This is a genomic window from Arthrobacter arnarulunnguaqae, assembly GCF_051262515.1.
Taxonomy (GTDB): domain Bacteria; phylum Actinomycetota; class Actinomycetes; order Actinomycetales; family Micrococcaceae; genus Arthrobacter_N.
In genome coordinates, this window is record NZ_JBIMER010000003.1 from 257412 (window position 1) to 283626 (window position 26215).

General features: G+C 69.0%; 26 protein-coding genes. 20 read left to right on the forward strand and 6 right to left on the reverse strand.

Annotation, left to right across the window (positions count from 1 at the left end):
• The first annotated feature begins 16 nt into the window (after positions 1-16).
• On the forward strand, positions 17-3664 hold the full coding sequence (smc, locus tag ACHAAJ_RS04910; protein ID WP_435726812.1) for a chromosome segregation protein SMC: 3648 nt from the start codon (positions 17-19) through the stop codon (positions 3662-3664).
• On the opposite strand, the gene ACHAAJ_RS04915 is transcribed toward smc, so the two are convergent.
• Positions 3618-4841 carry an MFS transporter gene (locus ACHAAJ_RS04915; protein ID WP_435726813.1) on the reverse strand — a complete coding sequence of 408 codons (1224 nt, stop codon included), beginning with the start codon at positions 4839-4841 and terminating at the stop codon, positions 3618-3620. The genes smc and ACHAAJ_RS04915 overlap by 47 nt on opposite strands.
• A gap of 59 nt (positions 4842-4900) precedes the next feature.
• Here ACHAAJ_RS04915 and ftsY point away from each other — a divergent pair, with 59 nt between their 5' ends.
• The 3 genes from ftsY to ACHAAJ_RS04930 all read left to right on the forward strand — a co-directional run bounded on the left by ftsY (position 4901) and on the right by ACHAAJ_RS04930 (position 7939).
• On the forward strand, positions 4901-6115 hold the full coding sequence (gene ftsY / locus ACHAAJ_RS04920; protein WP_435726815.1) for a signal recognition particle-docking protein FtsY: 1215 nt from the start codon (positions 4901-4903) through the stop codon (positions 6113-6115).
• A gap of 178 nt (positions 6116-6293) precedes the next feature.
• Positions 6294-7604: an ammonium transporter gene (locus tag ACHAAJ_RS04925; RefSeq protein ID WP_435726817.1), complete on the forward strand. Its 1311-nt coding sequence runs from the start codon at positions 6294-6296 to the stop codon at positions 7602-7604.
• Positions 7601-7939 (forward strand): P-II family nitrogen regulator, encoded by a 339-nt coding sequence (locus ACHAAJ_RS04930; RefSeq protein WP_435726818.1) that lies wholly within the window; start codon positions 7601-7603, stop codon positions 7937-7939. The genes ACHAAJ_RS04925 and ACHAAJ_RS04930 overlap by 4 nt, the downstream gene beginning before the upstream one ends.
• Positions 7940-8032: 93 nt before the next feature.
• Here ACHAAJ_RS04930 and ACHAAJ_RS04935 read toward each other — a convergent pair whose 3' ends face one another.
• Complete coding sequence (locus ACHAAJ_RS04935; RefSeq protein WP_435726819.1) at positions 8033-9469, reverse strand: glucose-6-phosphate dehydrogenase; 1437 nt, start codon at positions 9467-9469, stop codon at positions 8033-8035.
• Between the two features lie 114 nt (positions 9470-9583).
• Between ACHAAJ_RS04935 and ffh the strand changes: the two genes are divergently transcribed.
• From ffh to ACHAAJ_RS05015, 16 genes are all read left to right on the forward strand, one after another.
• Positions 9584-11146: a signal recognition particle protein gene (gene ffh, locus ACHAAJ_RS04940; RefSeq protein WP_435726820.1), complete on the forward strand. Its 1563-nt coding sequence runs from the start codon at positions 9584-9586 to the stop codon at positions 11144-11146.
• Positions 11147-11153: 7 nt separating this feature from the next.
• On the forward strand, positions 11154-11705 hold the full coding sequence (locus ACHAAJ_RS04945; protein ID WP_435726822.1) for an NUDIX domain-containing protein: 552 nt from the start codon (positions 11154-11156) through the stop codon (positions 11703-11705).
• Positions 11706-11886: 181 nt separating this feature from the next.
• Positions 11887-12303, forward strand: a complete 417-nt coding sequence (rpsP, locus tag ACHAAJ_RS04950) for a 30S ribosomal protein S16 (RefSeq protein ID WP_435726824.1) — start codon at positions 11887-11889, stop codon at positions 12301-12303.
• 2 nt (positions 12304-12305) lie between these two features.
• A complete protein-coding gene (locus tag ACHAAJ_RS04955) occupies positions 12306-12551 on the forward strand; it encodes an RNA-binding protein (RefSeq protein ID WP_435726826.1) in 246 nt (81 codons plus the stop codon).
• A gap of 141 nt (positions 12552-12692) precedes the next feature.
• Entirely contained in the window at positions 12693-13235 is a 543-nt protein-coding gene (rimM, locus tag ACHAAJ_RS04960) for a ribosome maturation factor RimM (RefSeq protein ID WP_435726827.1), read from the forward strand.
• A gap of 2 nt (positions 13236-13237) precedes the next feature.
• Positions 13238-14074, forward strand: a complete 837-nt coding sequence (gene trmD, locus ACHAAJ_RS04965; RefSeq protein WP_435726828.1) for a tRNA (guanosine(37)-N1)-methyltransferase TrmD — start codon at positions 13238-13240, stop codon at positions 14072-14074.
• 217 nt (positions 14075-14291) lie between these two features.
• Positions 14292-14651 (forward strand): 50S ribosomal protein L19, encoded by a 360-nt coding sequence (rplS, locus tag ACHAAJ_RS04970; RefSeq protein ID WP_435726830.1) that lies wholly within the window; start codon positions 14292-14294, stop codon positions 14649-14651.
• A 63-nt stretch (positions 14652-14714) separates the two neighbouring features.
• Positions 14715-15365, forward strand: coding sequence for a signal peptidase I (gene lepB, locus ACHAAJ_RS04975; protein ID WP_435726832.1), 651 nt, complete (start codon positions 14715-14717; stop codon positions 15363-15365).
• A complete protein-coding gene (gene lepB, locus ACHAAJ_RS04980) occupies positions 15365-16099 on the forward strand; it encodes a signal peptidase I (RefSeq protein ID WP_435726833.1) in 735 nt (244 codons plus the stop codon). Before lepB (ACHAAJ_RS04975) ends, lepB (ACHAAJ_RS04980) begins: the two co-directional genes overlap by 1 nt.
• A gap of 5 nt (positions 16100-16104) precedes the next feature.
• A complete protein-coding gene (gene rnhB, locus ACHAAJ_RS04985; RefSeq protein WP_435726834.1) occupies positions 16105-16842 on the forward strand; it encodes a ribonuclease HII in 738 nt (245 codons plus the stop codon).
• Between the two features lie 21 nt (positions 16843-16863).
• The gene (locus ACHAAJ_RS04990; protein WP_435726835.1) at positions 16864-17190 is read left to right on the forward strand and encodes a DUF2469 domain-containing protein; all 327 of its coding nucleotides are present in this window, start codon (positions 16864-16866) and stop codon (positions 17188-17190) included.
• Between the two features lie 140 nt (positions 17191-17330).
• Positions 17331-17690 carry a YraN family protein gene (locus ACHAAJ_RS04995; RefSeq protein ID WP_435726836.1) on the forward strand — a complete coding sequence of 120 codons (360 nt, stop codon included), beginning with the start codon at positions 17331-17333 and terminating at the stop codon, positions 17688-17690.
• Entirely contained in the window at positions 17687-19261 is a 1575-nt protein-coding gene (locus tag ACHAAJ_RS05000; protein WP_435726838.1) for a YifB family Mg chelatase-like AAA ATPase, read from the forward strand. Before ACHAAJ_RS04995 ends, ACHAAJ_RS05000 begins: the two co-directional genes overlap by 4 nt.
• Positions 19258-20496 (forward strand): DNA-processing protein DprA, encoded by a 1239-nt coding sequence (gene dprA / locus ACHAAJ_RS05005; RefSeq protein ID WP_435726839.1) that lies wholly within the window; start codon positions 19258-19260, stop codon positions 20494-20496. Before ACHAAJ_RS05000 ends, dprA begins: the two co-directional genes overlap by 4 nt.
• 110 nt (positions 20497-20606) lie before the next feature.
• The gene (locus ACHAAJ_RS05010; RefSeq protein WP_435726959.1) at positions 20607-21551 is read left to right on the forward strand and encodes a tyrosine recombinase XerC; all 945 of its coding nucleotides are present in this window, start codon (positions 20607-20609) and stop codon (positions 21549-21551) included.
• 186 nt (positions 21552-21737) lie between these two features.
• Entirely contained in the window at positions 21738-22241 is a 504-nt protein-coding gene (locus ACHAAJ_RS05015; protein WP_435726841.1) for a DUF3145 domain-containing protein, read from the forward strand.
• A gap of 218 nt (positions 22242-22459) precedes the next feature.
• On the opposite strand, the gene ACHAAJ_RS05020 is transcribed toward ACHAAJ_RS05015, so the two are convergent.
• The 4 genes from ACHAAJ_RS05020 to ACHAAJ_RS05035 all read right to left on the reverse strand — a co-directional run bounded on the left by ACHAAJ_RS05020 (position 22460) and on the right by ACHAAJ_RS05035 (position 26175).
• Positions 22460-23698: a beta-ketoacyl-[acyl-carrier-protein] synthase family protein gene (locus ACHAAJ_RS05020; protein WP_435726843.1), complete on the reverse strand. Its 1239-nt coding sequence runs from the start codon at positions 23696-23698 to the stop codon at positions 22460-22462.
• Positions 23699-23837: 139 nt separating this feature from the next.
• The gene (locus ACHAAJ_RS05025; RefSeq protein ID WP_435726845.1) at positions 23838-24083 is read right to left on the reverse strand and encodes an acyl carrier protein; all 246 of its coding nucleotides are present in this window, start codon (positions 24081-24083) and stop codon (positions 23838-23840) included.
• A gap of 87 nt (positions 24084-24170) precedes the next feature.
• Complete coding sequence (locus ACHAAJ_RS05030) at positions 24171-25226, reverse strand: beta-ketoacyl-ACP synthase III (RefSeq protein WP_435726847.1); 1056 nt, start codon at positions 25224-25226, stop codon at positions 24171-24173.
• A 1-nt stretch (position 25227) separates the two neighbouring features.
• The gene (locus tag ACHAAJ_RS05035; RefSeq protein WP_435726849.1) at positions 25228-26175 is read right to left on the reverse strand and encodes an ACP S-malonyltransferase; all 948 of its coding nucleotides are present in this window, start codon (positions 26173-26175) and stop codon (positions 25228-25230) included.
• Between the last annotated feature and the right edge of the window lie 40 nt (positions 26176-26215).

Genomic DNA, 26215 nt, shown 5'->3' on the forward strand with positions numbered 1-26215 from the left:
GCCAGGAACCACGCCAGTGCACCTGAAGTCCCTTACCGTCCGCGGGTTCAAGTCGTTTGCTTCCGCCACGACATTCGACTTCGAGCCCGGTGTCACGGCGGTGGTCGGTCCGAACGGCTCCGGCAAGTCCAACGTTGTGGACGCCTTGGCGTGGGTCATGGGGGAGCAGGGCGCGAAGACGCTCCGCGGCGGAAAGATGGATGACGTCATCTTCGCCGGGACGTCGGGACGTCCCCCGCTGGGCCGGGCACAGGTGTCCCTCACCATCGACAATGCCGACGGCGCCCTGCCGATCGAGTACGCCGAGGTCACCATCACCCGGACGCTGTTCCGGACCGGTGGCTCCGAGTATGCCGTCAACGGCTCCGCCTGCCGACTGCTTGACATCCAGGAGCTGCTCTCGGATTCCGGGCTCGGCCGCGAGATGCATGTCATCGTCGGCCAAGGGCAGCTGGACCGTATCCTCCACGCCACGGCCGACGACCGCCGCGGATTCATCGAGGAGGCCGCGGGCATCCTCAAACACCGCCGACGCAAGGAAAAGACGGTCCGCAAGCTGGAGGCCATGCAGGGAAACCTCAACAGGCTCCAGGACCTGACGGCCGAGGTACGGCGGCAACTGACACCCTTGGGGCGCCAAGCCGAGGTGGCGCGCCGCGCGCAGGCCGTCCAATTCGAGGTCCGCGACGCCAGGGCGCGTCTGCTTGCCGACGATCTCGCGTCGCTGAACGATGCGCTGGACCGGGACCTCGCCGAAGAAGAGGCCCTCAAAACACGCCAGACGGAGGTGGCCGGGCGGCTGGACGCGGCCCGCGGCGACCTGGCCGAACTCGAGCTGGCGGCGGGCCGCGCGACACCGTCCGTGAACGCGGCGCGCGACAACTGGTATCGGATCGACGCGGCCCGCGAACGCCTGAACTCCCTGGGTGCCTTGGCGTCCGAACGCGTTCGACTCTTGGGATCCGCCGAACCGCAATCGCCCGATCCGGTCCGGGATCCGGATCGGCTGCGCGACCAGGCCGGACGGCTGGAGGACGAACTCGCCTCCTTAAACGGTGAAACGGCCGCGCGGCGGGCGGACCTCGAGTCCGCGGTGGCCGGGCGTGCGGCCGCGGAGGAGTCCGCCATGGCCGAGGAGCGGCGCCTGACGGCGTTGCTGCGCGCCGCCGCCGACCGGCGCGAGGGACTGGCCAGGCTTGCGGGTCTCGTGGGCGCCACCAGATCCCGCGTCGAGTCGGCGGAGGGAGAACTCGGCAGGCTGCGGGCGGCACGCGAAGCAGTGGCGGCCCGGCACCGGGCGGCGGAAGAGGAGTTCACCGTTCTCGAGCAGCGCGCCGCCGGCGTCGAAGAGGGCGAGGAAGGGCTGGACACCGAATTCGAGGAGGCGGAGAAGGAACTCCGGGAGTTGGAATCCCTGCTCGATGACCTGCGGGCCCGCGGGCAGGGCGCCGAGGTCGAGCGCGGAGGCCTCTCGGCGCGGTTGGAGGCCTTGCGGTCCGGCCTGAGCCGGCGCGACGCCACCGAGGACGTCCTGCGGAGCGAACCGCGTGGCATCGGAGGACGGATCTCTGCCGAACTCGTGGTGGCGCCCGGATACGAGACGGCCGTTGCGGCGGCCCTTGGCCAGCACGCCGAGGCGCTCACCGCCGAACACCTGGAGGCCGCCGGGGCGGTGCTCGGGTCCCTCCGTGACGACGACGGCGGCCGCGTCCACCTTTTGTTCGCAGACGCTCCGGCGCCTGCACCGCACGGTACCCGGCCGACGGCCCCGGCGCGGCCGTTGTTGGAATTCGTGACCTGCGATTCCCGGATGGCGAATGCCGTGGCGCGCCTGCTGGGCCGCACGGCCGTGGTGGACGACGCGGCGGCTGCCCCCGGCGTCGTCATCGCCGATCCCGAGTGGACGGTCGTGACGCGGGGTGGGGACGTCTTCTCGGCCGCCGGGGCGGCCGGTGGATCCGGAAGGGGGACCTCGCTGATCGAACAGCAGGCGGCCGTGGAGGACACCGAGGCGCGGCTGGCCGAAGCCGTCGCCGAGGTCGAACGCCTGCGCTTCGAGGCCGCGGAACTGGACGGTCGCGCAACCGCCGCACGCTCGCGGCGCGACGCCGCGCTGGCACGGCTGCACGAATCGGACGCCCGGATCTCGGCCGTGGCCGAACGGCTCGGCGAGTTGGGCTCCGTGCTGCGCCAGACCGACGGCGAGCGCGCGCGCCTTGCCGACCAGGCCGACGCTGCGGCGTCCGAAATCGCCCGGGGCCAGGAGGAACTGGCCGCGGCCATCGAGCGATTCGAAGCGGCGCGGCAGTCTCCCGGGGAGGAGGAACCGGCGACTGGCGAACGCGACGCACTGGCCGCCGCGGCAACCGCGGCGCGCCAGGGCGAACTCGAGGCACGGTTGGCGCTGCGGGCCACCGAGGACCAGGCGTCGGGCCTGCGCGGACGCATCGAATCGCTCCGACGGGCCGCGGACACCGAACGGCGTGCGCGCCGGGAGGCCGAGCGGCGCGCCGAGGTCCGGCGGGTGCAGGCGGCCCGCGCGGGTGCCGTCGGCGCCGGCGTCGTGCGGGCCCTGGCACACGTCGCGGTCTCGCTGGAGGCCGCGGCGGCCGAACGCGAGGCCGCCGAGGAGATCCGATCCGGCATCGAGGTCCGTTTGGCCGCCGCGCGGTCCGAAACGGAGGCCTTGGCCGCCGAATTCGCGCGGATGAAGGACGTGGTCCACCGCGACGAACTGGCCCGGGCACAGCAACGTTCGCGGATCGAGTCGCTGGAGAACCGTTCCATCGAGGAACTCGGCCTGTCCCCGGACCATCTTCTGGCCAACTACGGGCCGAACCGCCTCGTTCCCGCCCCTGTGGGTGGGGCGGACAAGTGGGCGTCGTTGCGGCAGAGGGTCGACGACGACGGGGAGGATCTTCCGGAGGCCGAAACCGGGACGCCGTTCGTCCGCGCCGAACAGGAGAAACGGCTGAAGCGGGCCGAACGGGATCTCGCTTCGCTGGGCAAGGTCAACCCGCTGGCCCTGGAGGAGTTCGCCGCGCTCGAGGACCGGCACGGCTTCCTCGCAACCCAACTGGAGGACCTCAAATCCAGCCGGAAGGACCTGCTCGACATCATCAAGGACGTCGACGAGCGCGTACAGCAGGTCTTCGGCGAGGCCTTCGCCGACACGGCCGCCCAGTTCGAGCGTGTTTTCGGCCGGTTGTTCCCGGGCGGTGAGGGCCGTCTGGTGCTGACCGACCCCGAGGACATGCTCGGCACGGGCATCGAGGTGGAGGCCCGGCCCGCGGGCAAGAAGATCAAGCGGCTCTCGCTGCTTTCGGGCGGGGAGAGGTCGCTGACCGCCGTCGCACTGCTGGTGGCGATCTTCAAGGCGAGGCCCTCGCCGTTCTATGTGATGGACGAGGTGGAGGCCGCTCTGGACGACACAAACCTCGGCAGGCTCATCACCGTCTTCGAAGAGCTGCGCGAAACCAGCCAGCTGATCGTCATCACCCACCAGAAGCGCACCATGGAGGTCGCCGACGCGCTGTACGGGGTGACGATGCGCGGCGACGGGGTTTCCACCGTGATCAGCCAGCGGTTGGAGCGCCGCGACGTGGTTCCCCGACCCGTCAAGACGGGGGACGGACGGCGGGGGTCGCCCGCGGCGGGGTCCTGAGCCAGGCCGCGGCGCCGGCGATGCCGATGAGGCCGGTCAACCCGAATGCGACGCCGTAGCCGAACTGGTCCGCCAACAGTCCCGCCACCACCGGACCGAGGATGGCGCCGGAGTCGGAGGCCATCTGGAAGGCGGCCAGCACCTTGCCGCCGTTGGCCTCCTGCCCCACGACGTCGGCGACGGCGGCCTGCTGGGCCGGGTTCATCATGCCGATCCCGGCACCGGCGACGATGGACAATGCGATGAACAGCGCGACGTTTTCCGTGAGGCCGATTCCGGCCATCGCCACCGATCCAACGCCGAGGCCGGCCATGATCGGGATCCGCCGTCCGTAGGAATCGGTCAGCCTTCCGGCGACAGTGAGCGCAGCGCCGTTGCCGACCGCGAACAGGGCCAGCGAGACACCGGCCCAGGCGATGCCGTTGTCGAACGCCTGGGCGGCGAAGAGGGGCACCAAGGCCACCCGCACGCCGAAGGTGGACCACCCGTTGGCGAATCCGGAAGCGAGGGCCGCCCGGAATACCGGGGATGCGAGGGCCTCCTTGAGCGGCATGGTGGGCCGGGTGTCTCGCCGGGGGCCGCGCCGGCCCCGCACGCCAAGGAGGGAGAAATAGACGATCGCCGCGGCCACCACCAAGGCGCCGCCGTAGATGAAAAAGGGGAGGCGGTATCCGAGGCCCGCGAGCAGGCCGCCGATGACCGGACCGGCGATGCTTCCGCTGAGGAAGGCGCCGGCGTAGTAGCCGGAGATCCTGCCCCGGATGGCCGGCGGCGCCAGGCGCGCCATGAGCGACATGGCCGAGACGGTGAACATCGTCGAGCCGATGCCACCAAGGGCGCGGAACACCAGTAGTTGCTGGTAGTCGGCCGCGAAGCCGCACAGGATCGTCGAGACCGCCACGGTCAGCACGCCGCCGACATAGACGAACGGTTCGCCGAGCTTGTCCGTGAGGCGTCCGCTCAGGGGCGCGAACGCCAGCCGCGTCATGGCGAAGACGCTGACGATGAACCCGGCTGCGGCAATGCCGACGTCGAAGCTGAGCGCGTACTGAGGCAGGATCGGCGCGATCAGTCCGAACCCGATGGCAATGACGAAGGCCGCGCCGATGAGGACCTTGATCTCGCCCGGAACGCGCGGGATCGGCTCCTGCGACACGGTGCGTGGGGGGTTCTTCATATCCCGACGATTCTAATGGGCGCCCACGGGAGGAGCGCGTCCGTGGATAAGCTAGGTGCGTGCCTACAGATCAGCTCATACTCATCGTTGTCGCCGTCGCCGTCTTCCTGGTGATCGGCGCCGGGGCGGCCTTCTTCCTGCGCGGTCGGAAGACACCCCCCGGAACCTACCCCACGACCCGCGACGCAAACGATCCCCCCACCGGCGGCACGCTGGTCGAGGATCGCGAAGCACCGACCCCGGAACGCCCGGCGGAGGCCGAGGAGCCTGGTGGCCGAGAGGTGCCGTTCGAAGACCCGACGCTGGTCGAGGAGCCTGCCGGCGTCGAGACCGTTCCCGTCGACGTGCCCGCCCCCGTGCTGGGCCGCCTCGCCCGCCTGCGCGCCCGGTTGGCCAAGTCAAACAACGCCTTGGGCAAGGGCCTGCTGGCGTTGCTGTCCCGCGACGACATCGACGAGGACGTCTGGGACGAGATCGAGGAAACGCTGCTCATGGCTGACCTCGGCACCGCACCCACGCTTGAGCTCATCGACGCCCTGCGCGCGAGGGTCAAGGTGGAGGGCCACCGAGATCCCGAACAGGTTCGGCTGATGCTCCGCGAGGAACTGGTCAAACTCGTGGATCCCACCATGGAACGCTCTCTGGTTTCCACCCGCCAGGGCGCCCGGCCGAGCATTATCATGGTCGTCGGCGTCAACGGCGTGGGCAAGACCACCACCATCGGCAAGATCGCCCGCGTTCTCGTCGCGGAGGACAAGGACGTGCTGCTCGGAGCCGCCGACACGTTCCGCGCGGCCGCGGCCGAGCAGCTGGCCACCTGGGGGTCTCGCGTCGGGGTCCCCACCGTCAAGTCCGACGTCGATGGAGCGGATCCGGCCTCCGTCGCCTTCGAGGCGGTGCGGGCGGGCATCGAGCAGGAGGTCGACGTCGTCATGATCGACACCGCCGGGCGCCTGCAGAACAAGGTGGGCCTCATGGACGAGCTGGGGAAGATCAAGCGGGTGGTCGAGAAACAGGCCTCCGTCGACGAGGTGCTCCTGGTACTGGACGCCACCACTGGGCAAAACGGCCTGAACCAGGCACGCGTGTTCTCCGAGGTCGTCAACGTCACGGGGATCGTGCTGACCAAGCTGGACGGCACGGCCAAGGGCGGGATCGTTGTTGCGATCCAGCGCCAGCTGGGCGTCCCGGTCAAGCTGATCGGCCTGGGCGAGGGGCCGGACGACCTCGCGCCGTTCGACGCCGAGGACTTCGTCGACGCCTTGCTGGACTGAGGATCCGCGCCGGGGCAACCGGCGAAACCTGCGCGAAACACGGCGGCCACGTTCTTTTTACGTGGCCGCCGTCACCGTAACGCGGCCGAAACGGCGGCACGCGCCGGGCGAAACATGCCGACGACAACCTTGTGTAAAGGCGGGATACGCCCCGCATCGAATACACAGGAGGACGGACATGGATCTGACCGCAGGTCACGTCTGGATGATGGTATGCGCGGCCCTGGTGCTGCTCATGACCCCGGGACTGGCATTCTTCTACGGCGGCATGACCCGCGCCAAGGGTGTGCTGAACATGATGATGATGAGCTTCGCGGCGATCGGCATCGCCGGCGTCGTGTGGGTTCTTTGGGGCAACTCGATGGCCGGCGGCGGGGACAGCGTCGGCGGGCTCTTCGGAAACCCGTTCACGCAATTCGGCATGGAATCGCTGATCGGCACGGAGGACCTGATCGGTGCCGGCTACGGAGCCACGTTCGCCATCATCACGGTCGCGCTCATCTCCGGTTCGATCGCGGACCGCGCGAAGTTCGGCGCCTGGACCGTGTTCGTTCCGATCTGGGTGACGCTCGTCTACGCGCCACTGGCCTTCTGGGTCTGGGGCGGCGGCCTGCTGAGCGCCGAGGGCGCCATCGGCGGCTGGGCCGGAGAGGCCATCGACTTCGCGGGCGGCACCGTGGTGCACATCAACGCCGGCGTTGCCGGCCTGGTCTTGGCCCTGATCCTCGGCCAGCGCAAGGGCTTTGGCCGCGACCCCGGCCAGCGCCCGCACAACATCCCGTTCGTGATGCTCGGTGCCGCGCTGCTGTGGTTCGGCTGGTTCGGCTTCAACGGCGGCGCCGCCGGCACCGCCGAGGAAGCCGGCCTGATCTGGATCAACACCCTGGTGGCACCCGCCGCCGCGATGCTTGCCTGGATCGCGACCGAACGCATCCGCGACGGGCGCCCCACATCGCTGGGCGCCGCCTCCGGCGTCGTGGCCGGTCTCGTGGCCATCACCCCGGCCTGCGCCAACGTCTCGCCGTCCGGTGCGATCGGGCTGGGGATCCTGGCTGGCGTCCTGTCGGCCCTCGCGGTCGGGTTGAAATACAAGTGGGGATATGACGATTCCCTCGACGTCGTCGGCGTCCACCTCGTCTCCGGCCTGGTGGGGACCCTGGCCCTCGGCTTCATCGCGCTTCCGGCCGAGGGCGCCGGCGGAGGCCTCTTCTACGGCGGCGGCCCCGCGCAGCTGGGGGCGCAGACCGTCGCTGCCGTCGTGTCGATCGCCTTCACCGCGGTCATGACCCTGATCATCGGATTGGCCATCCACAAGACCATGGGTTTCCGCATCGACGCGGAGGACGAGTCCACGGGCGTCGACCTCACCCAACATGCCGAGACCGGATACGAGTTCGGTGGGCTGGGGACCTCCTCCGGCACCTTTGTTCCGCATCCGGCGACCTCCGGCCACCTGAAGTCGCACCAGAAGGAAGTGACCAACGCATGAAACTCGTAACGGCAATCGTTCGTCCGGACAAGCTGGACGCCATCCGCGGCGCGCTCGAAAGCTACGGCGTCCAGGGACTCACCATCAGCCAGGCCAGTGGCTACGGACGGCAGCGTGGACACACCGAGGTCTACCGCGGAGCCGAGTACACCGTGGACCTGCTTCCCAAGGTGCGGGTGGAGGTTTTGGTCAGCGACGAGTGGGCGGGTGACATCGTCGATGTCCTGGTCGCGACCGCCAACACCGGCCGGGCCGGGGACGGCAAGGTCTGGGTCGTCGGCGTCGAGGACACGGTCCGTGTCCGGACGGGTGAGCGCGGGGACGCGGCCCTTTAGCCGCCCGCACCGACGGCGGGCAAGCAGGTGGGGAACGACGGCGGGTCCGTCACCGGTGGAACGGTGGCGGACCCGCCGTCGTCGTGTGCCGACTCAACCTGCGGTGGGCTTGCCTCCCTGAGCCGGCGGCGGCGCACTGGTGGCCCAGGAATCGGGCCCGTCGGAGCCGGCCGGGTATGTCTCCAGCGGCACCTCGTCGGCGGCCCAGGCGGCGAGGACCGGCTCGACGATGCGCCAGCACTCCTCGGCGGTGTCCCCGCGCACCGAGAGCGTCGCATCGCCGGACAGGACGCCGAGCAGGACCTCGCCGTAGGGCAACAGGTCCGGACTGTTGAGCTCGGCGGTGAGATCGATCCGGTCCAACGTGAACAGGTCGCCGGGGCCGTTGACGTCCAGTTCCAGGTCCAGGGTGTCTGGTCCGAAACCGATCCGCAGGCGCGTCGGGAAGTCGCAGCCCTTGAAGCCACCCGGAAGGTGGGCGACGGGTTTGAAGGTGATGACGGCCTCCTTGCGCTTGCGGCCCAGTGCCTTGCCCGAACGGAGGATGAACGGAACCCCGGCCCAGCGCGCGTTGTTGATCCGGACCTCGATCTCGGCGAGGGTCTCCGTGCCGCGGGCGGGATCCACCCCGTCTTCGGCGACGTAGTCGGGGATGGAGCGGTCGCCGCTGGTTCCGGCCGTGTAGACGGCGCGGCGGGTGCTGTTGGCGAAGTCCTCCGGCACGGCGGCTGCGCGCAGCACGGAACCTATGTGGTCCCGCAGGTCGCGCTCACCCAGGGTGGCCGGCGCGTTGAGCGTCAGCAGCGCGAGGATCTGCAGCATGTGGGACTGGATCATGTCCCGCAGCGCGCCCGCCTTGTCGTAGTAGCCCGCGCGGCCCTCCAAGGCGAGTTCCTCGTCGTAGAAAATCTCCATTTTCGCCACGTGCTCGTTGCTGAACAGCGGCTCCAGGAAGCGGTTCGCGAAGCGCAGGCCGAGGATGTTGAAGACCGTTGCCTTGCCGCGGAAGTGGTCGACTCGGTGGATGTTTCCCTCGGGCACCAGTCGGGTCAGCGTGGCTGTCAGTTCCCTGGCCGATGCCGCGCTGGAGCCGAAGGGCTTTTCCATCACGAACGACGTCCCCGCCGGGACCTCTTCGGGCAGGAGCACCGCGCAGGCCCGCTGGCTCACCGCGGGGGGCAGCGCGAAGTAGACCGCGATGGGCCCCTCCAACTCGGCGAGCAGACCCGCGAGTTCACCGGGTGCCGTCACGTCCAGCGCCCGGTAGCTGGCACCGGCCGCCATCCGGTCAAGGTCCCGGGCGCCGTCCTCGTGCGCTTTGGCCTTGGCATCTCCGAAGGTTTCGGCGATGCGCGCGGCCCAGTCCTCCGCCGTGAAGTCCGGCGAGCCCGCCGCGGCCAGTGCTGTATTGGGGACGCGCCCGGTCGCGACCAGGCGCGCCAGGCCGGGCAGCAACAGCCGACCGGTCAGGTCGCCCGAGGCGCCGAGGATGAGAAGTGTTTGGACCTTGGGGTTCTGTTCCTCGCTCACAATCTCCACCTTGCCACTCTTTGGGATCGAATGCCTGCCGAACTTGGTAGCCTTGCATGTTGAGTCCGGCGGGTGTTTCCCGCAGTACCGCCAACCGAAAGAAGTGCACGGCACGTGTTCAATTCACTCTCCGACCGCCTCACAGCGACGTTCAAGAACCTGCGCGGCAAGGGCCGGCTGTCCGAGGCCGACGTCGACGGCACCGTCCGCGAGATCCGCCGTGCCCTGCTCGACGCCGACGTGGCCGTCCCCGTGGTCCGGGAGTTCGCCGCCCACGTCAAGGAACGTGCGCTGGGCCTGGAGGTCAGCCAGTCGCTGAACCCCGGGCAGCAGGTCGTGAAGATCGTCAACGACGAGCTCGTGCGCATCCTCGGTGGGGAGACCCGGCGCCTGAACCTGGCGAAGAACCCGCCGACCGTCATCATGCTGGCCGGCCTCCAGGGCGCCGGCAAGACCACGCTGGCCGGCAAGCTGGCCAAGCACCTCAAGTCCCAGGGGCACGCGCCCCTGCTGGTGGCCTGCGACCTGCAGCGACCCAACGCCGTCAAGCAGCTGCAGGTCAACGGCCAGCGCGCGGGCGTGCCCGTGTACGCGCCGCACCCGGGTGTGAGTTCCGAATTCGAGTCCGCCACGGGCGACCCGGTTTCGGTGGCCCGCGACGGCGTCGCCGAGGCGCGCGCGAAACTGCACGACGTCGTCATTGTCGACACCGCCGGACGCCTCGGCATCGACGAGGAACTGATGCGCCAGGCCGCCGACATCCGTGCGGCGGTCAACCCGGACGAGGTCCTGTTCGTCATCGACGCGATGATCGGCCAAGACGCGGTCAACACGGCCCAGGCGTTCAACGAGGGCGTCAACTTCACCGGCGTCGTGCTGTCGAAGCTCGACGGCGACGCGCGCGGCGGCGCGGCGCTGTCCGTCGCGTCCATCACCGGCAAGCCCGTCATGTTCGCCTCCACGGGCGAATCCCTGGACGACTTCGAGGTCTTCCACCCGGACCGCATGGCCAGCAGGATCCTGGACATGGGTGACGTCCTCACGCTCATCGAGCAGGCGGAGAAGTCCTGGGACAAGGACGAGGCAGAGCGGATGGCGAAGAAGTTCGCCGACCGGGAGGACTTCACGCTCGAGGACTTCCTCGCGCAGATGCAGCAGATCAAGAAGATGGGCTCGCTCAAGAAGATGCTCACCATGATGCCCGGCGCCCAGGTGTCGCGGCAGCAGTTGGAGCAGTTCGACGAGCGCCAGATCGACCGCATCGAGGCGATCGTGAGGTCGATGACCATGCACGAGCGCATGGCGCCGAAGATCATCAACGGTTCGCGCCGCGCCCGCATCGCCAAGGGCTCCGGCGTCCAGGTCTCGGAGGTCAACCAGATGCTGGAGCGCTTCGCCGAGGCGCAGAAGATGATGAAGCGGATGGCCGCCGGCGGCGGAATGCCCGGCATGCCCGGCGCCCCGGGGCGCGGCCGCAAGTCGTCGGCCAAGGGCGGGAACAAGAAGAAGCAGCAGAAGTTCGGCAATCCGGCCAAGGCCGCGCAGGCGGAACTCGAGTCCAAGAACCGCAAGCCCGCGCCGACGGGGGCGGCTTTCGGCGGACAGGCGACCGACCAGGACTTCGATCCGGCCAGCCTGAACCTGCCCAAGGGCTTCGACAAGTTCCTCGGGAAGTAGCCCCCACGTGGCGGGGCTGCAGGCACTCGACGGCTTCCTGAGCGCGCGCTGGCGCCACCGGGTAGCGGCGCACGTGCTCCTGCGGCGGCGCGACGGCGCGGTTCTGCTGATCCGGACACCCGACGGCTGGTCCCTTCCCGGGGGAGCGGTTCGCGCCGACGAGTCCCCGCGGGAGACCGTCGGGGCGGGCCTGCGGCGGCTCGCCTTGGAGGCGACTGTCGGCCGGCTCCTCGCGCAGGACTTCCGCCGGGCGGACGGCGGCGGTTCGGAGAACCTGCTGTACGACGGCGGATCGTGGGCCACGGACGCCGACGGCTTCACGGCCGACGGCGGAACGCTCACCGCCCGCTTCATGGGTCCGGACGGCCTGGGGGAGTGGCTGGGTTCGGACCAGGCCGCGTTGGCCGCTGCCGGCCTGAGCGCGCTCGAACTGGGCTCCGTGGCCGAATTGGAGGACGGAAGGGAGGCCACGCCCGCTTCCGCTCCCGGCAACATCGTTCCTCCGCGGGCACTAATGCCCTCCCTGCCGGAGACGTCCCCCGTCCTGTCCGCCCGCTGACCGCCACCGGAGCGGCGGTTCGCGGCCGGCGGGAACCTCTGGCATAATGGCAGGGTACTTGATCGGCGCGGCCCCTCTCTCCGCGTGCGCATCTCGTCCCCTGAACCCACGAGTACGGCCCGCCCCACGGGTGCAGAAACACGGGTTCGCCCTTTGTTGAGAAACAGGAGTGACCACTACAGTGGCCGTTAAGATTCGACTCAAGCGCTTCGGCAAGATGCGCGCCCCGTTCTACCGCATCGTCATCATGGACTCCCGCGCCAAGCGCGACGGCCGTGCCATCGAGGAGATCGGCAAGTACCACCCCACCGAGGAGCCCTCGTTCATCGAGGTCAACTCCGAGCGGGCCCAGTACTGGCTGTCCGTCGGCGCCCAGCCGACCGAGCAGGTTGCCGCGATCCTGAAGATCACGGGCGACTGGCAGAAGTACAAGGGCATCGAGGGCCAGGAGGGCACCTTGCGCACCAAGGCGCCCAAGGAAGCCTTCGTAGTCCCGGAGAAGGGTTCCGTCATCCTGCCGGAGGCCATCACCAAGAAGGCCGAGAAGACCGAGGCCCCGGCCGCGGAAGCCGAAACCGAGACCACCGAGGCCGAGTAGCAATGCTCGCCGAGGCTCTCGATCACCTGGTGCGCGGCATCGTCGACTCCCCGGAGGACGTCGCCGTCGCATTGAAGGGGAACCGCCGCGGCGACATCCTCGAAGTCCGGGTCCACCCGGACGACCTCGGCCGCGTGATCGGCAGGCAGGGGCGCACGGCAAAATCGTTGCGCACCGTCGTGGCCGCACTGGCCGACGGCGAGCCGGTGCGGGTCGATGTCGTCGACACCGACCGCCGGCGCCCCTAGGTAGCAGAGCCGCGGCGCCACCGCGCCGCATGCTGGCCCCGTACCGTTCGCGGTGCGGGGCCAGCGCGTTTAAGCCGTGTCGCCCAGCGGGCCGGCGCCCCCATTAGGATCAATTGCGGAACCGTCCACGAAGGAGACACCATGCGCCTGCAGGTCGCACGTATTGGCAAGCCCCACGGCATCAAGGGCGAGGTCACCGCCCAGGTAATGACAGATTCGCCCGATGAGCGCTTCGCGCCCGGGACGGTGTTCGAGGTGGAGCCCGACAGCGTGGGGCCGCTGACCGTCGAGGGCGCCCGGTGGAACAAGGACATCCTCCTGCTGGCCTTCGAGGAAGCCTTGGACCGGAACGCGGCCGAGACGCTCCGCGGGGCCAAGCTGTTCGTCGAAACCGACGACGCCGAAGCGGACGAGGACGACTCCGACGCGTGGTACGAGCACGAGCTGGAAGGCCTGGAGGTCCGCGTCGGGGACGACGTGGTCGGCAAGGTCACCGGGTTGCGTACCCAGACGGTACAGGACCTGCTGATCGTGGTGCTCGAGGACGGTAGCGAGGTCCTGGTGCCGTTTGTCGAAGCCATCGTCCCCGAGGTCGATGTCGCCGGGGGCTTCATCGTGGTCACCCCGCCCCCGGGACTGCTCGGATTGAACTCGGACGACGACGGCACGGGCGGCGGCCGCTAACAGTGCGCATCGACGTCGTCAGCATCTTTCCCGAATACCTCGCAGCACTGGACCTGTCGCTGATAGGAAAGGCACGGCGGGAATCCCTCCTGGACCTGCGGGTCCACGACCTGCGGGACCACACGTCCGACCGCCACCGCACAGTGGACGACACTCCGTACGGCGGCGGGGCCGGCATGGTGATGAAACCGGAACCGTGGGGGTCCGCCCTGTCCGGCATCGCCGCGTCCTCCGGCTCGTCCGGGGAAAGGCCGATGCTCATTGTCCCTTCTCCGGCCGGCGCCGTCTTCGACCAGGCGATGGCCCACGAACTGGCCGAGAGGCGGCATCTGGTGTTCGCGTGCGGCCGCTACGAGGGCATCGACGAACGCGTGCTCGAGTGGGCCGTGGAGGCTTTCGAGGTCCGTCCGGTGAGCTTGGGCGACTACGTGCTCAATGGCGGCGAGGTGGCCGTGCTGGCCATGGTGGAGGCCGTGGGGCGGCTGATCCCCGGCGTCGTCGGCAACCCCGAGTCGCTCGTGGAGGAGTCCCATTCGGATGGCCTGCTCGAATACCCGGTCTACACCAAGCCCGCCCAGTGGCAGGGACGCTCCGTCCCGGAGGTCCTGCTGGGTGGGAACCACGGGAAGATCGCGCGATTCCGCCGTAACGAGCAGCTCGAACGCACCGCGCGCCGGCGGCCGGACCTCATCCTCGGGCTGGACCCGGCGACACTGAACCGGCACGACCGGGACACCCTGTGGCATGCGGGGTTCGCCGTCGACGGCGGGCGGATCGTCGCCAAGGTCCCGTCCACGGCGAACCCGGTCGGCGACGGATCGGAACAGCCAGCCAATTAGCGGCCCCGCACGGCATGTGGCAGAATTATGTCCTGTGCCTACTGGGCCCTCTCCTGCCGCAGGGGGAGAGCGCCAACAGTCAGGCCAATCGGCGTCCGATTCCGGAAGCGCCGGTACATCATCTTCGGTCGCAGGTCATCGGCACCCCCGTGGTGCCGGCCCCGCGACCGTGTCGACGGTGGGTGACCTGCGGCGACCACCCAAGGAGTAGCATCCAATGCAGATCCTAGATTCAGTCAACGCGGCCTCGCTGCGCACAGATGTCCCCGCGTTCCGCGCGGGCGACACGCTCAAGGTCCACGTCAACATCGTCGAGGGCAAGAACTCCCGTATCCAGGTGTTCCAGGGCTTCGTGCTCGGCCGCCAGGGCGCGGGCGTCGGCGAGACCTTCACGGTCCGCAAGGTCTCCTTCGGCGTCGGCGTGGAGCGCACGTTCCCCGTGCACTCCCCGATCATCGAGAAGATCGAGGTCCTGGCCAAGGGCGACGTCCGCCGCGCCAAGCTGTACTACATGCGCGATCGCCACGGCAAGGCCGCGAAGATCAAGGAAAAGCGCGACTTCGGCACCTCCAAGTAGCCGTAGCCCTGTTCGCGGCGTTCCTGACGGACGCGGCGCATGATCTTGCCCGAAGGATCCACCTTGAGTGATTCGCCGCAAGAGCGCACGAAGCGCCAGTCCCGTTCGCGGGGCTGGCGCTTCGTCGTGTGGGTGCTCGCGGCCGCGGCACTCCTGGCGATAGTGGTCCGCGCGACTTTTGTGGACTTCTACTACATCGGCAGCGGTTCCATGCGCCCGTCATTGGAGGAGGGGGACGGCCTCCTGGTCAGTCGCACGGCGTATCTCTCCAATCCGCCGGCCCGGGGCGACGTCGTCGTCTTCGACGGACGCGGATCGCTGTTGCCCTACGACCGCGACAACGCGGCGGGGTCGCTCCTCCGCGCCCTTCGGCTGGCGGGGGACGACGCCGTGTTCGTCAAGCGTGTCATGGCCGTTGGCGGGGACACCATAAGCTGTTGTGACGACGACGGGGCCCTGGTCCTCAATGGCGCCGCCCTGGATGAGCCGTATCTGTCCGCCGGGGAACCCCCGAGCGAACAGCGTTACAGCGTGGCGGTCCCCGAGGGACGGATCTGGGTCATGGGGGACAACCGCTCGGACTCGACCGACTCGCGGGCCCTGCTCGGCGCTCCCGGCGGTGGGATGATTCCGGAGGACCGCGTTATCGGACGCGTGGACCGTATCGTGTGGCCGCCGGAACGCTCCGGACCACTTCAGAGGGAAGGCACCTAGTGAACGAGCAGGAATCCGATAGCCGGGAGGACGGGCCGTCCGGGCCGACCGCCGGCGAGCGGGCGTGGGGTTGGCTCAAGGAGGTCCTGATCGTCATCGGCATCGCGCTGGTGTTGTCCTTCGTGATCAAGACGTTTTTCTTCCGCGCGTTCTACATTCCCTCCGGCTCCATGGAACCGACCCTCGAGATCGACGACCGCATCTTCGTCAACCTCATGGTTCCGGGACCCTTCGACCTGACCCGCGGGGACGTCGTCGTGTTTCGCGACGACCAGGACTGGCTCGGCGAGACGCTCCCGATGCCCACCGACCCCGTCACGAACTTTCTGGCGTTCGTGGGACTGGTGCCCGATTCCACGGACCAGCATCTGGTCAAGCGCGTGATCGGTCTACCCGGCGACACGGTCCAGTGCTGCGGGTCCGATGGCCGGCTCAGCGTGAACGGCGAGCCGGTGACGGAGCCCTACATTTGGCCCGGCGCGGCTCCATCGGACGAGGAATTCAAGGTGACCGTACCCGAGGGAAAGCTGTGGGTCATGGGCGACCACCGCGACGCTTCCGCGGATTCGCGTTTCCACCGCGATGCGCAGGGCGGTTTCGTCGATGTGGAGACGGTCGAGGGCAAGGCTTCGGTCATCGCGTGGCCGCTGAATCGGGCGGGTGTCGTTGACGGGGAGCACGAGGTGTTCAACACCGTGCCCGACGACGCCGGTGCGTCCGGGGCGGGCAAGTAGCCTCCATGCCAAGTGCCAGCACCAAGGCGAACGTCGGGCAACGCCCCGCCGCGCCGGATCTGGGAACCGAACTCGGCCTCGCGGTCGGGGGAGCCCGCCTCGTGGGTGGCTGCGACGAGGTCGGCCGGGGTTCCCTGGCCGGACCTGTCACCGTCGGCATGGTGGTCGTGGATCCCCTCCTGTCCGGCACGATTCCGGGGGTGCGCGATAGTAAGCTGCTGACCGCCGCCGCGCGGGAGGAACTCGTCCCCCACATCCGCTCGTGGGCTGCCGGTTGGGGCGTCGGCCACGCGTCCGCCGGTGAGATCGATGAGTTTGGGCTCGTGGCCGCGCTGCGCTTGGCCGGCACCAGGGCCTGGCAGGCCGCTTCCCTGGTGGCGCGCCCCGACGTCGTGCTCCTCGACGGCAACCAGGACTGGTTGGGGAACCGGCCGCAGGAGGCACTCTTCGCCGGGGCCGGCATCGCGCCACAAACCCGCGTAGCCCCGGGCGGCGTCGACGTGCCGGTGACGCTTCGCGTCAAGGCCGACCTCGCCTGCCTGTCCGTCGCGGCCGCCAGCGTTCTGGCCAAGGTGGAGCGGGACGCGCTGATGTCCGCGTACGACGCCGAATGCCCCGGGTTCGGGTGGTCGCGGAACAAGGGATACGGGACGCTCGCGCACCGGGCGGCGATCCGTGCGCGGGGCCCCAGCCACCACCACCGGCGAAGTTGGCGGCTCACGGACACCGGTCAGGGACAATAGACTTCGATAGTAGGAGGAACGATGAGCGCCGAAGACCTAGAGAACTACGAAACAGACATGGAGCTGCAGCTCTACCGCGAATACCGCGACGTCGTGAACCTCTTCAGCTACGTCGTGGAGACGGAGCGCCGGTTCTACCTGGCCAACCACGTCGATCTGCAGGCGCGATCCGCCGACGGTGAGATTTATTTCGATGTCACTCTGCAGGACGCGTGGGTGTGGGACGTGTACCGGACGGCGAGGTTCGTGAAAAACGTCCGGATCATCACCTTCAAGGACGTCAACGTCGAGGAACTCGCAAAGTCGGAGGACCTCACCATCCCCAAGGACGCGGGCCTTGGCACCTAGCCTTGGCCGGCCGAGCGGCTGACATCTAGCCCCCCACAGGTCCAGGTCGGGCCCGGGCCGAGTCCCGATATCCACAAACGCCCCGGGCGCCCGCCCGGGGCGTTTCTTTGCCCCGAGACTGGGGGCGGAGGTGGACGCAGATGACACGGAACCAAACACTCGGGCGCCAGGGCGAGGGACTCGCGGTCGAATTCCTGATGGCCTTGGGGATGACGGTGCTGGAGCGCAACTGGAGATGCGCGGCAGGCGAATTGGACATCGTTGCCGAGGACCGGGGAACGGTGGTGGGCGTTGAGGTCAAGACGCGCAGCGGACTCGGCTACGGCCACCCGGCGGAGGCGGTCGGCCACGCGAAACTGCGCCGGTTGTTCGTTCTCACCAGCGCGTGGTGCCGAACTCACGGACGTCCGGTCGGGAATTCGCGGGTCGACGTCGTCGCGGTGCTGTTGGCACCGGGAGCAGCCGCCGAAATCCAGCACTACGTCGAGGTCGGGCCATGAGTCTCGGGCGGGCCTGCGGCATCGCGCTGGTGGGACTCAACGGTTACATCGTGGACGTCGAGGCCGATATCGGAGGCGGTCTGCCCGGTTTCGTTCTCCTCGGACTGCCCGATGCCTCGCTGGCCGAGGCACGCGACAGGATTCGCGCGGCGGCACGGAACTCCGGCCTACCGCTCAGTCCGCGACGGATCACGGTCAACCTGCTGCCAGCCTCGGTTCCGAAGCGCGGATCGTCCCTGGACTTGTCGATCGTCGTGGCCGCGCTGGCGGCTGCCGGGGACATCCGGAACCCTGCGGACGCCGTGCACATCGCGGAGTTGGGCCTTGACGGCTGCCTGCGTCCGGTCGCCGGTGTCCTGCCCTCCGTCATGGCCGCGGTCGCCGCCGGGCGTGGGCGGATCGTCGTGGCCAAGGAGAACAAGGCCGAAGCCTCCCTGGTGCCCGGCGCCGACGTGCGCGGCTACAGGCATCTGGCGGAGGTGCTGGCCGCCTACGGCGGCGATCCGCAGTCCTTGACCAGCCGTTGGGGACGCGCTTCCGTGGCAGTATCGGCGCCGCGGTCCGGTGCCCCGGGCTCGGCCGAATGGGGCGGCCTGCCCGCAACTGCTCCGGACATGGCGGACATCGTCGGTCAACAGGAGGCGCGGTACGCCCTGGAAGTCGCCGCGGCCGGTGGGCATCACCTCTTGATGAAGGGACCGCCGGGTGCGGGAAAGACGATGCTCGCGGAACGGCTCCCGGGCATCTTGCCTGACCTCACCGACACGGAGGCCATGGAAACCACCGCTATCCATTCCCTGCTCAGGAACGACCGCCGCCTCGAGTCGCTCGTGCGCCGGCCGCCGTTCGAGAGCCCGCACCACAGTGCCAGCATGGTGGCACTCATCGGGGGAGGCTCGGGGATGCCGCGGCCGGGAGCCGCCTCCCGGGCCCACCGCGGTGTACTGTTCCTCGACGAGGCACCCGAATTCGCCGTGAAGGCGCTGGACAGCCTCCGCCAGCCCTTGGAATCGGGCAGGCTGACGTTACACCGCGCGGCCGGCTCGGCCACCTATCCGGCGCGGTTCCAGCTGGTGCTCGCCGCCAACCCCTGCCCCTGTGGTCTGTCAACGGGCAAGGGCATCGACTGCACCTGCACGCCGATGCAGCGGCGCCGCTACTTCGAACGGCTCTCGGGTCCTTTGCTGGACCGGATCGATCTCCAAATCGCGGTGCCCCGTGTGGCCGCGGCACAGTTGCGGGCGGATCAGACAACGGAATCATCGACGTCTGTGGCCCTGAGGGTGGCTGCCGCCCGCGCGCGGCAGCAGGACCGCCTGGCCGTCTTGGGTTTTGCGCGAAACGCCGACCTGCCGGGCAGCGTGCTGCGTGGGGCATTGTCGTTGCCGCCGGGCGTGACTGCGGGCGCGGACGCCGACGTCGACCGGGGTCGGTTGACTGCCCGCGGCTACGACCGGGTGCTGCGTATCGCGTGGACGGTCGCCGACCTGGCTTCGCACGACAGCCCGGACGCGCAGGACGTGGACGTCGCGCTTCAACTGAGACAGCAAACCAAGGGGGAAGCGGCATGACCGCCAGCGAACGAATCCGAATGTCCCGCGCGGGACTCTCCCGGTTGATGGAGCCGAACGACCAGACCGGTCTGGCGCTGGTCGCCGTGGCGGGCGCGGAGGAAGCATACAACCTCATCACGAGACACCGTGGGCCCGCTCCCACTCGGGAGCAGCAGGCGGTGGCCGAACTCCTCGGTGGAGGGGCGTCCCCGCGGGCGGAACTCCGTCTCGGTGCCGGACTCGACCGGTGGAGACCGCGCGCCGCAGATTGTTCCCCGGCGCGCGACCTGGAGGTCATGCGGCGCCTGGGCGGAGGGCTTCTGGTTCCGGAGGACCCGGGATGGCCCGTGCAGTTCGATGCTTTGGGCATGGGCACCCCGCTGTGCTTGTGGTGGCGCGGCCATGTAGAACCAACCCAGCTCCCCTCGGCGCGAAGCCTGATGGCCGTTGTCGGAAGCCGCGACGCTACGGAGTACGGCAGGCAGGTGACGTCCGAGATCTCCGGGACGGTGGTCCGGGCGGGCGTGACGGTTGTTTCGGGGGGCGCCTACGGCATCGACGCGAGGGCGCACGAGGCCGCGCTGTCGTTGGAATCACAGGAAACCGTTCCTACGGGGTCTCACGGGGCGGGACACCCTCGCACCGTTGCCGTCATGGCGGGCGGATTGGACCGCTTCTATCCGGCCGGCAACGAGGATCTCCTGCGGCGAATCGCCACCGAGGCGGTCCTGCTGGCAGAAGTGGCGCCGGGTACCGCACCGACGCGCTGGAGGTTTTTGCAGCGCAACAGACTGATAGCCGCCCTGTGTGGCGCGACGGTCGTCGTGGAGGCGCGCTGGCGCTCGGGCGCGCTGACGACCGCGCGCCGCGCCAGCGAGATGGGCCGCGACGTGGGGGCGGTACCGGGCTCGGTGTTCTCGCCCAATTCGGCCGGTTGCCATCGGCTGCTGCGGGAGGGGGCCGCCGCCGTCGTCACCGATGCGGCCGAGGCGCTCGAATTGCTGGGACAACAGGCGGGTCCGGCGCCCGACGATCCGGCGCGCGAGGCGGCCGTGCTGCGGCCCCACGACGGGCTGGATATCCAAGACCTGCTCCTCCTTGACGCGCTTCCAGTCAGGTCCGCCAGCACGCCGGACAAGCTGGCCACCGTCGCGGGCCTGGGGATTGGTGCGGTGCTGGGAGGCCTGTCGCGACTGAGCGGACGAGGCCTTGCCCGCAAGGTGGGGCAGGGTTGGCAACGCGCGGGGCAGTAGGCCCGGCGGCGTGGGATGCATGGACCGGTCGGCGGGTGCGGGAGAATCGGATGATGGGCAGGGAAGAATCGACGAAGGCGACCAACGGGGAGGGCCGTGCGGTGGAAGGCATGCCGTTCGACTTCGGGGCCGTCGTCGCCGAGTTCGAGCGCCACCTGTCCCTCGAACTCGGCCGCAGCCCCCACACGGTTCGCGCCTACATCGGGGATATTGGCTCGCTCCTCGCCGAATGTGCGCGGCGGGGCGCACGGTCCCTCCACGACATCGACTTGCCGTTGTTGCGGCTGTGGCTGGGCGACCAGCGCTCCGCGGGCAAGTCGCGTGCCACGCTGGCCCGGCGTTCCGCCGCGGCCCGAACCTTCATGGCGTGGGCGCGGCGCGAAGGGCTCGTGGAACTCGATCCTGCCTCGCGGCTCCAGTCCCCCCGCACGGGCCACGGACTCCCTCACGTTCTCCAGGAGGGGCAAATGCACCGCCTCCTGGACGGCAGGAGGCCTGCCACCACATCCTCCGGGGGACAGACCGACGACCCGTCCCCGCGGGACCACGCCGTCCGCGACCGGAACACGGCGGTCCTGGAACTCCTTTACGCCACTGGGCTGAGGGTTGGGGAGCTGGCGGCCCTCGACATCGACGACATCGACCATGACCGCCGCACGCTGCGTGTGATCGGCAAGGGCAACAAGGAACGCACCGTCCCCTTCGGGCTTCCGGCACTCAACGCCGTGGCCGACTGGCTCCGGCGCGGCCGGCCGTCGCTCGCCGTGGACGGCAGCGGGCCGGCGTTGTTCCTTGGTATCCGAGGCTCCCGCATGGGACAACGCCAAATCCGGGACATGGTGTCCCGGGCGTTCGCTTCGCTCGGCGACACCTCCGCCACGGGACCGCACGCATTGCGGCACACGGCGGCAACGCACATGTTGGACGGGGGAGCGGACCTCCGCACTGTCCAAGAGATGCTCGGCCACAGTTCGCTGGCCACGACCCAGCTGTACACCCACGTTTCCGTCGAGCGGTTGCGGTCCAGCTACCAGCAGGCGCACCCACGCGCCTGACGCGCGCGTCCCCACCCTTCGCCTTCAGTGCAAATGGCGTCATCCCACGTCGCGACGCGATTGCGCAATGGCACCTCCAGTGGCGCTGGGGGCGTCCATCGTGCACAATGAGAAGCGGAACACGCCATCCAAGGGTTCCTGCCGCGGTCGTAGGGGAAGACGTACCAACGGCAACTGGAGGATGGCATGTCTGTACCCATGACGAGGGGCGTACTTTTCGTACACTCGGCCCCAACTGCGCTGTGCCCCCACATCGAGTGGGCCATCGGCTCGGTCGTCGACCAACGGACCGATTTGAAGTGGTCCCCGCAGTCCGCCGCGCCCGGAATGTACCGTGCGGAGATCGGCTGGTGTGGACCTCAGGGGATCGGCGCGCAGCTCGCTTCCGCACTGCGCGGCTGGGCACACCTGAGGTACGAGGTTACCGAGGAACCCAGCCCCGGGGTCGACGGCAGCCGCTGGTCGCACACCCCCGAACTCGGCATCTTCCATTCGACGACCGACACCGCCGGCAACATCGTCGTCGGCGAAGACCGGATCCGTTATGCCTACGAACAGGGCGCCGGCGACCCTGCGGCCGTCTACCACGAGCTCTCGCTGGCACTGGGGGAGGCGTGGGACGAGGAACTCGAACCGTTCCGCCACGCGGCCGAGGGCGCGCCGGTCCGCTGGCTACACCAGGTAGGGTGACCGCCCAACAGGCCCGAAGGGCCCGGGGCGCGGCGGCACATGGCGACACCAGCAGCCTCTGCCACTAGGAGCTAAGTCCTCCAGTAGTGGGTACGGCCAGCCCGGGTGACGGATGAGGAGACGAGACAAGTGAGAGGTCCGAACCAGATTGGTTCGGACCTCTCACTTTGCCTCTCTTATGACCCGCGTCTATGCCTGACGCTGTTCCGGCGCGCCGGCTAGATGGTGCGCAGGGCGACCACCGCGTTGTGTCCGCCGAAGCCGAAGGAGTTGTTCAGGGCGACGATCTGACCGTCCGGCAGGATCCGCGGGGATCCGGTGACCACGTCAAGGGGAATCTCCGGATCCTGGTTCTCGAGGTTGATGGTGACGGGGGCCCGGCGCTCATAGAGTGCCAGGACCGTCAAGACCGACTCAACGGCCCCGGACGCGCCGAGCAGGTGACCCATCTGCGACTTCGTGGCCGAGACGGCGACGTTGTCCACCTGCTTGCCCAAGGCGGCCTTGAGCGCCGTGTATTCGGGCTTGTCCCCGACGGGCGTGGACGTCGCATGCGCGTTGACGTGCACCACGTCCTCCGGCTGGATGCGACCGTCGAACATTGCGGCCTTGAGGGCCCGCGTGGCGCCGAGTCCCTCCGGGTCCGGGGCTGTGATGTGGTACGAATCCGAGGTCACGGACGTGCCGGCCAGCTCGACGTAGATGCGCGCACCGCGGGCCAACGCGTGTTCTTCCGCCTCGAGGACCATGGCGCCGGCCCCCTCGCCCATGACGAATCCGTCGCGGTCGACGTCGTAGGGCCGGGAGGCGTGCTCCGGGTCGTCGTTCCGCTTTGACAGCGCCTGCATGGCCGCGAACGAGGCCAGCGGCATCGGGTGAATGGCAGCCTCTGCGCCGCCGACCATCACGACGTCGGCCTTGCCACTGCGGATCAGCTCCAGGCCGAGGTGGACGGCTTCGGTGCCGGAAGCGCACGCGGAAACCGGAGTATGCGCCCCCGCCCGGGCACCGATGTCCAGGCTCACAGCGGCCGCGGGACCGTTGGGCATCAGCATCGGGACGGTCATGGGCAGCACGCGTCGCGGGCCCTTTTCCTTCAGTGTGTCCCACGCGTCCAACAGCGTCCATACCCCGCCGATACCGGTGGCGAACGCGACGCCGAGACGGTCCGGGTCCACCTCTTCGATGCCGGAGTCGCGCCAGGCCTCGCGCGACGCCACGACCGCGAACTGGGTCGAGGGGTCCATGCGCTTCATCTCTACCCTGGACAGCACGTCGGACGCGGGGGAAGAGGCTCGCGCGGCGAAGGTCACCGGCAGCTGGAAGCGCTCCACCCACTCGTCGGTCAACGTGCGGGCGCCTGAAACGCCTTTGAGCGCGTTGGCCCACAGGGTGGGCACGTCGCCACCGATCGGCGTCGTCGCGCCGAGGCCGGTGATCACTACTTTGCGGGCCATCAGATTGCTCCCTGTGCTGGGTTGGGTGGTGGAGTCCGCCGCGGGCGGAAAGTTTGGTGGGGCGGTCCGCACTGTGCGGACCGCCCCCGGGGCCAGAGGCCCGGTTCGCCCAAATGGACGAAGGCGGTTCGGGAGGCTGTTAGGCCTGGGCGCCGGCGATGAAGTTCACGGCGTCGCCGACGGTCTTGAGGTTCTTGACCTCTTCATCCGGGATGCGAACCCCGAACTTCTCTTCGGCGTTGACCACGATGGTCATCATCGAGATGGAGTCGATGTCGAGGTCGTCGGTGAAGGACTTGTCCAGCTCGACGGCTTCCGTCGCCAGTCCGGTCTCTTCGTTGACGATCTCGGCCAGGCCGGCCAGGATTTCTTCGTTGCTAGCCACAGTGGCTCCCTTTCTCTTGTGCCGGGACGTTCCCGACGCGATTTTTCTGCGCCTTTCGGCGTGGATCTTTGGATCTACCTGCCAAGCCTAGGGCAGGGTGACGACCTGCGCGCCGAAGACGAGCCCGGCGCCGAATCCGATCTGCAGGGCAAGGCCTCCGGACAGCTCCGGCTGCTCCTTGAGGATTCGGTGCATGGCCAAGGGGATCGAGGCGGCGGAGGTGTTGCCGGCGTCGACGATGTCCCGTCCAACGACCACGGACTCCGGCAGTTTCAACTGCTTCGCCATCTCGTCGATGATGCGAATGTTCGCCTGGTGGGGAATGAATGCGGACAGGTCCTCGACCTTGATGCCGGCCTCGTCGAGGGCGCGTTGCGCCACCTTGGCCATCTCCCAAACGGCCCAGCGGAAGACCGTCTGGCCATCCTGCCGGAGGGTGGGCCACAGCTTCGCCTCGGATCCTCCGACGAAGACGGTTCCCCCCTCCTGCTCCTCGGCCTCAAGGGCCATGTCCCGCAAATCGATCATGGAGTGCGTCATGCCGATGGCATCCAATTTGCTGCCGTCGGAGCCCCATACGGACGGGCCGATTCCGGCAAAGTCGGAGGGGCCGATCACCACGGCTCCCGCACCGTCGCCGAGCAGGAACGAAATGGTGCGTTCGTGGCGGTCGATGATGTCGGAGAGCTTCTCCGCGCCCACCACCAAGACGTAGTCGGCAGCGCCGGACCGCACCAGAGCGTCGGCTTGTGCGACGCCGTAGCAGTAGCCGGCGCACGCTGCGGAAATATCGAACGCCGGGGCCGGGGTGGCACCGATGCGGTCCGCGACGGCGGCGGCGGCAGACGGCGTGGCGTACGGAGACGTCACGGTGCTGACGATGACGGCGCCTAGGGCCGAAGCGTCGATGCCCGCGGCGGCTAGGGCCTCCCGGGCGGCGGTCTCCGCCATGTCGACGACGGAGGTTTCCTTGTCCGCGCGGTGGCGTGTGACGATCCCCGTGCGCTGGCGGATCCATTCGTCGGAGGAGTCGATCCACTGACAGACGTCTTCGTTGGTCACGATGACGTCGGGGCGGGCGACGCCGACTCCGAGGATGCGGGTGTGTTCGCGAAGGGGCTTCTGGGACAGTACGGCAGTCACGTTAGTTGGTTTCCTCTCCGGTGGTGGAACCGGTGTGTTCGGCAACGAACGCGCGTGCGGCGTCCAGGTCTTCGGGGGATCTCACGGCCATCGTAGCGGTGCCCTTGAGGCCGCGCTTGGCCAGACCCACAAGGGTTCCGGCCGGCGGCAGCTCGAGGATTCCGGTGACGCCCAGGGCCGACATGGTCTCCATGCAGAGGTCCCACCGCACGGGACGGGACACCTGCGCGACCAGGCTGGATAGGTTCCGGGCGCCGGACGTGACGGGTGCTCCGTCGTGGTTGCTGAGCAGGGAGGTCCCGGGATCGGCCGGGGAGAGTGACGGAACGAGGTTCTCGAGCACGCCGACCGCCGGCTGCATGTGCGCGGTGTGGAAGGCACCGGCCACTTTAAGCGGAATCACGCGGGTCTTCGGCGGCGGCGCCGCCGCGAAGGCGGCGATGTCCTCGTGCGTCCCGGCGGCGACAACCTGTCCGCCTCCGTTGGAATTGGCCGCGGTCAGCCCGGCGGCTTTGAGCGCCGCGAGTACCTCGGTGTGGTCCCCGCCCAAGACGGCGGCCATGCCCGTCGGGGTGGCCGCCGCGGCGTCGGCCATGGCGTTGGCGCGTTCGCGGACGAAGACCATCGCATCCGCCTCGGTCAGGGCGCCCGCCAGCGCGGACGCGGTGATCTCACCCACGGAGTGCCCGGCAAGCACCGCCCCCTGCGGCACGCCGGCGCCGTCGAAAAGCACGCGTCCAGCCAACAGGCCGGAGGCCACGATCAGTGGCTGGGCCACCGCGGTGTCCTTGATGGTGTCCTCGTCGGAGACCGTGCCGTGTTCGAGCAGGTCTCTCCCGGCGAGTCGGCACAATTCCTTGAGATGTTCGGCGACGCCCGGGAGCTCAAGCCATGGTGACAGGAGGCCGGGGGTCTGGGAGCCCTGTCCGGGGCACACGATTGCTAGCACTGTTCCAGCTTTCCAAAGATGGGCGGCGCACCGCGTGTTT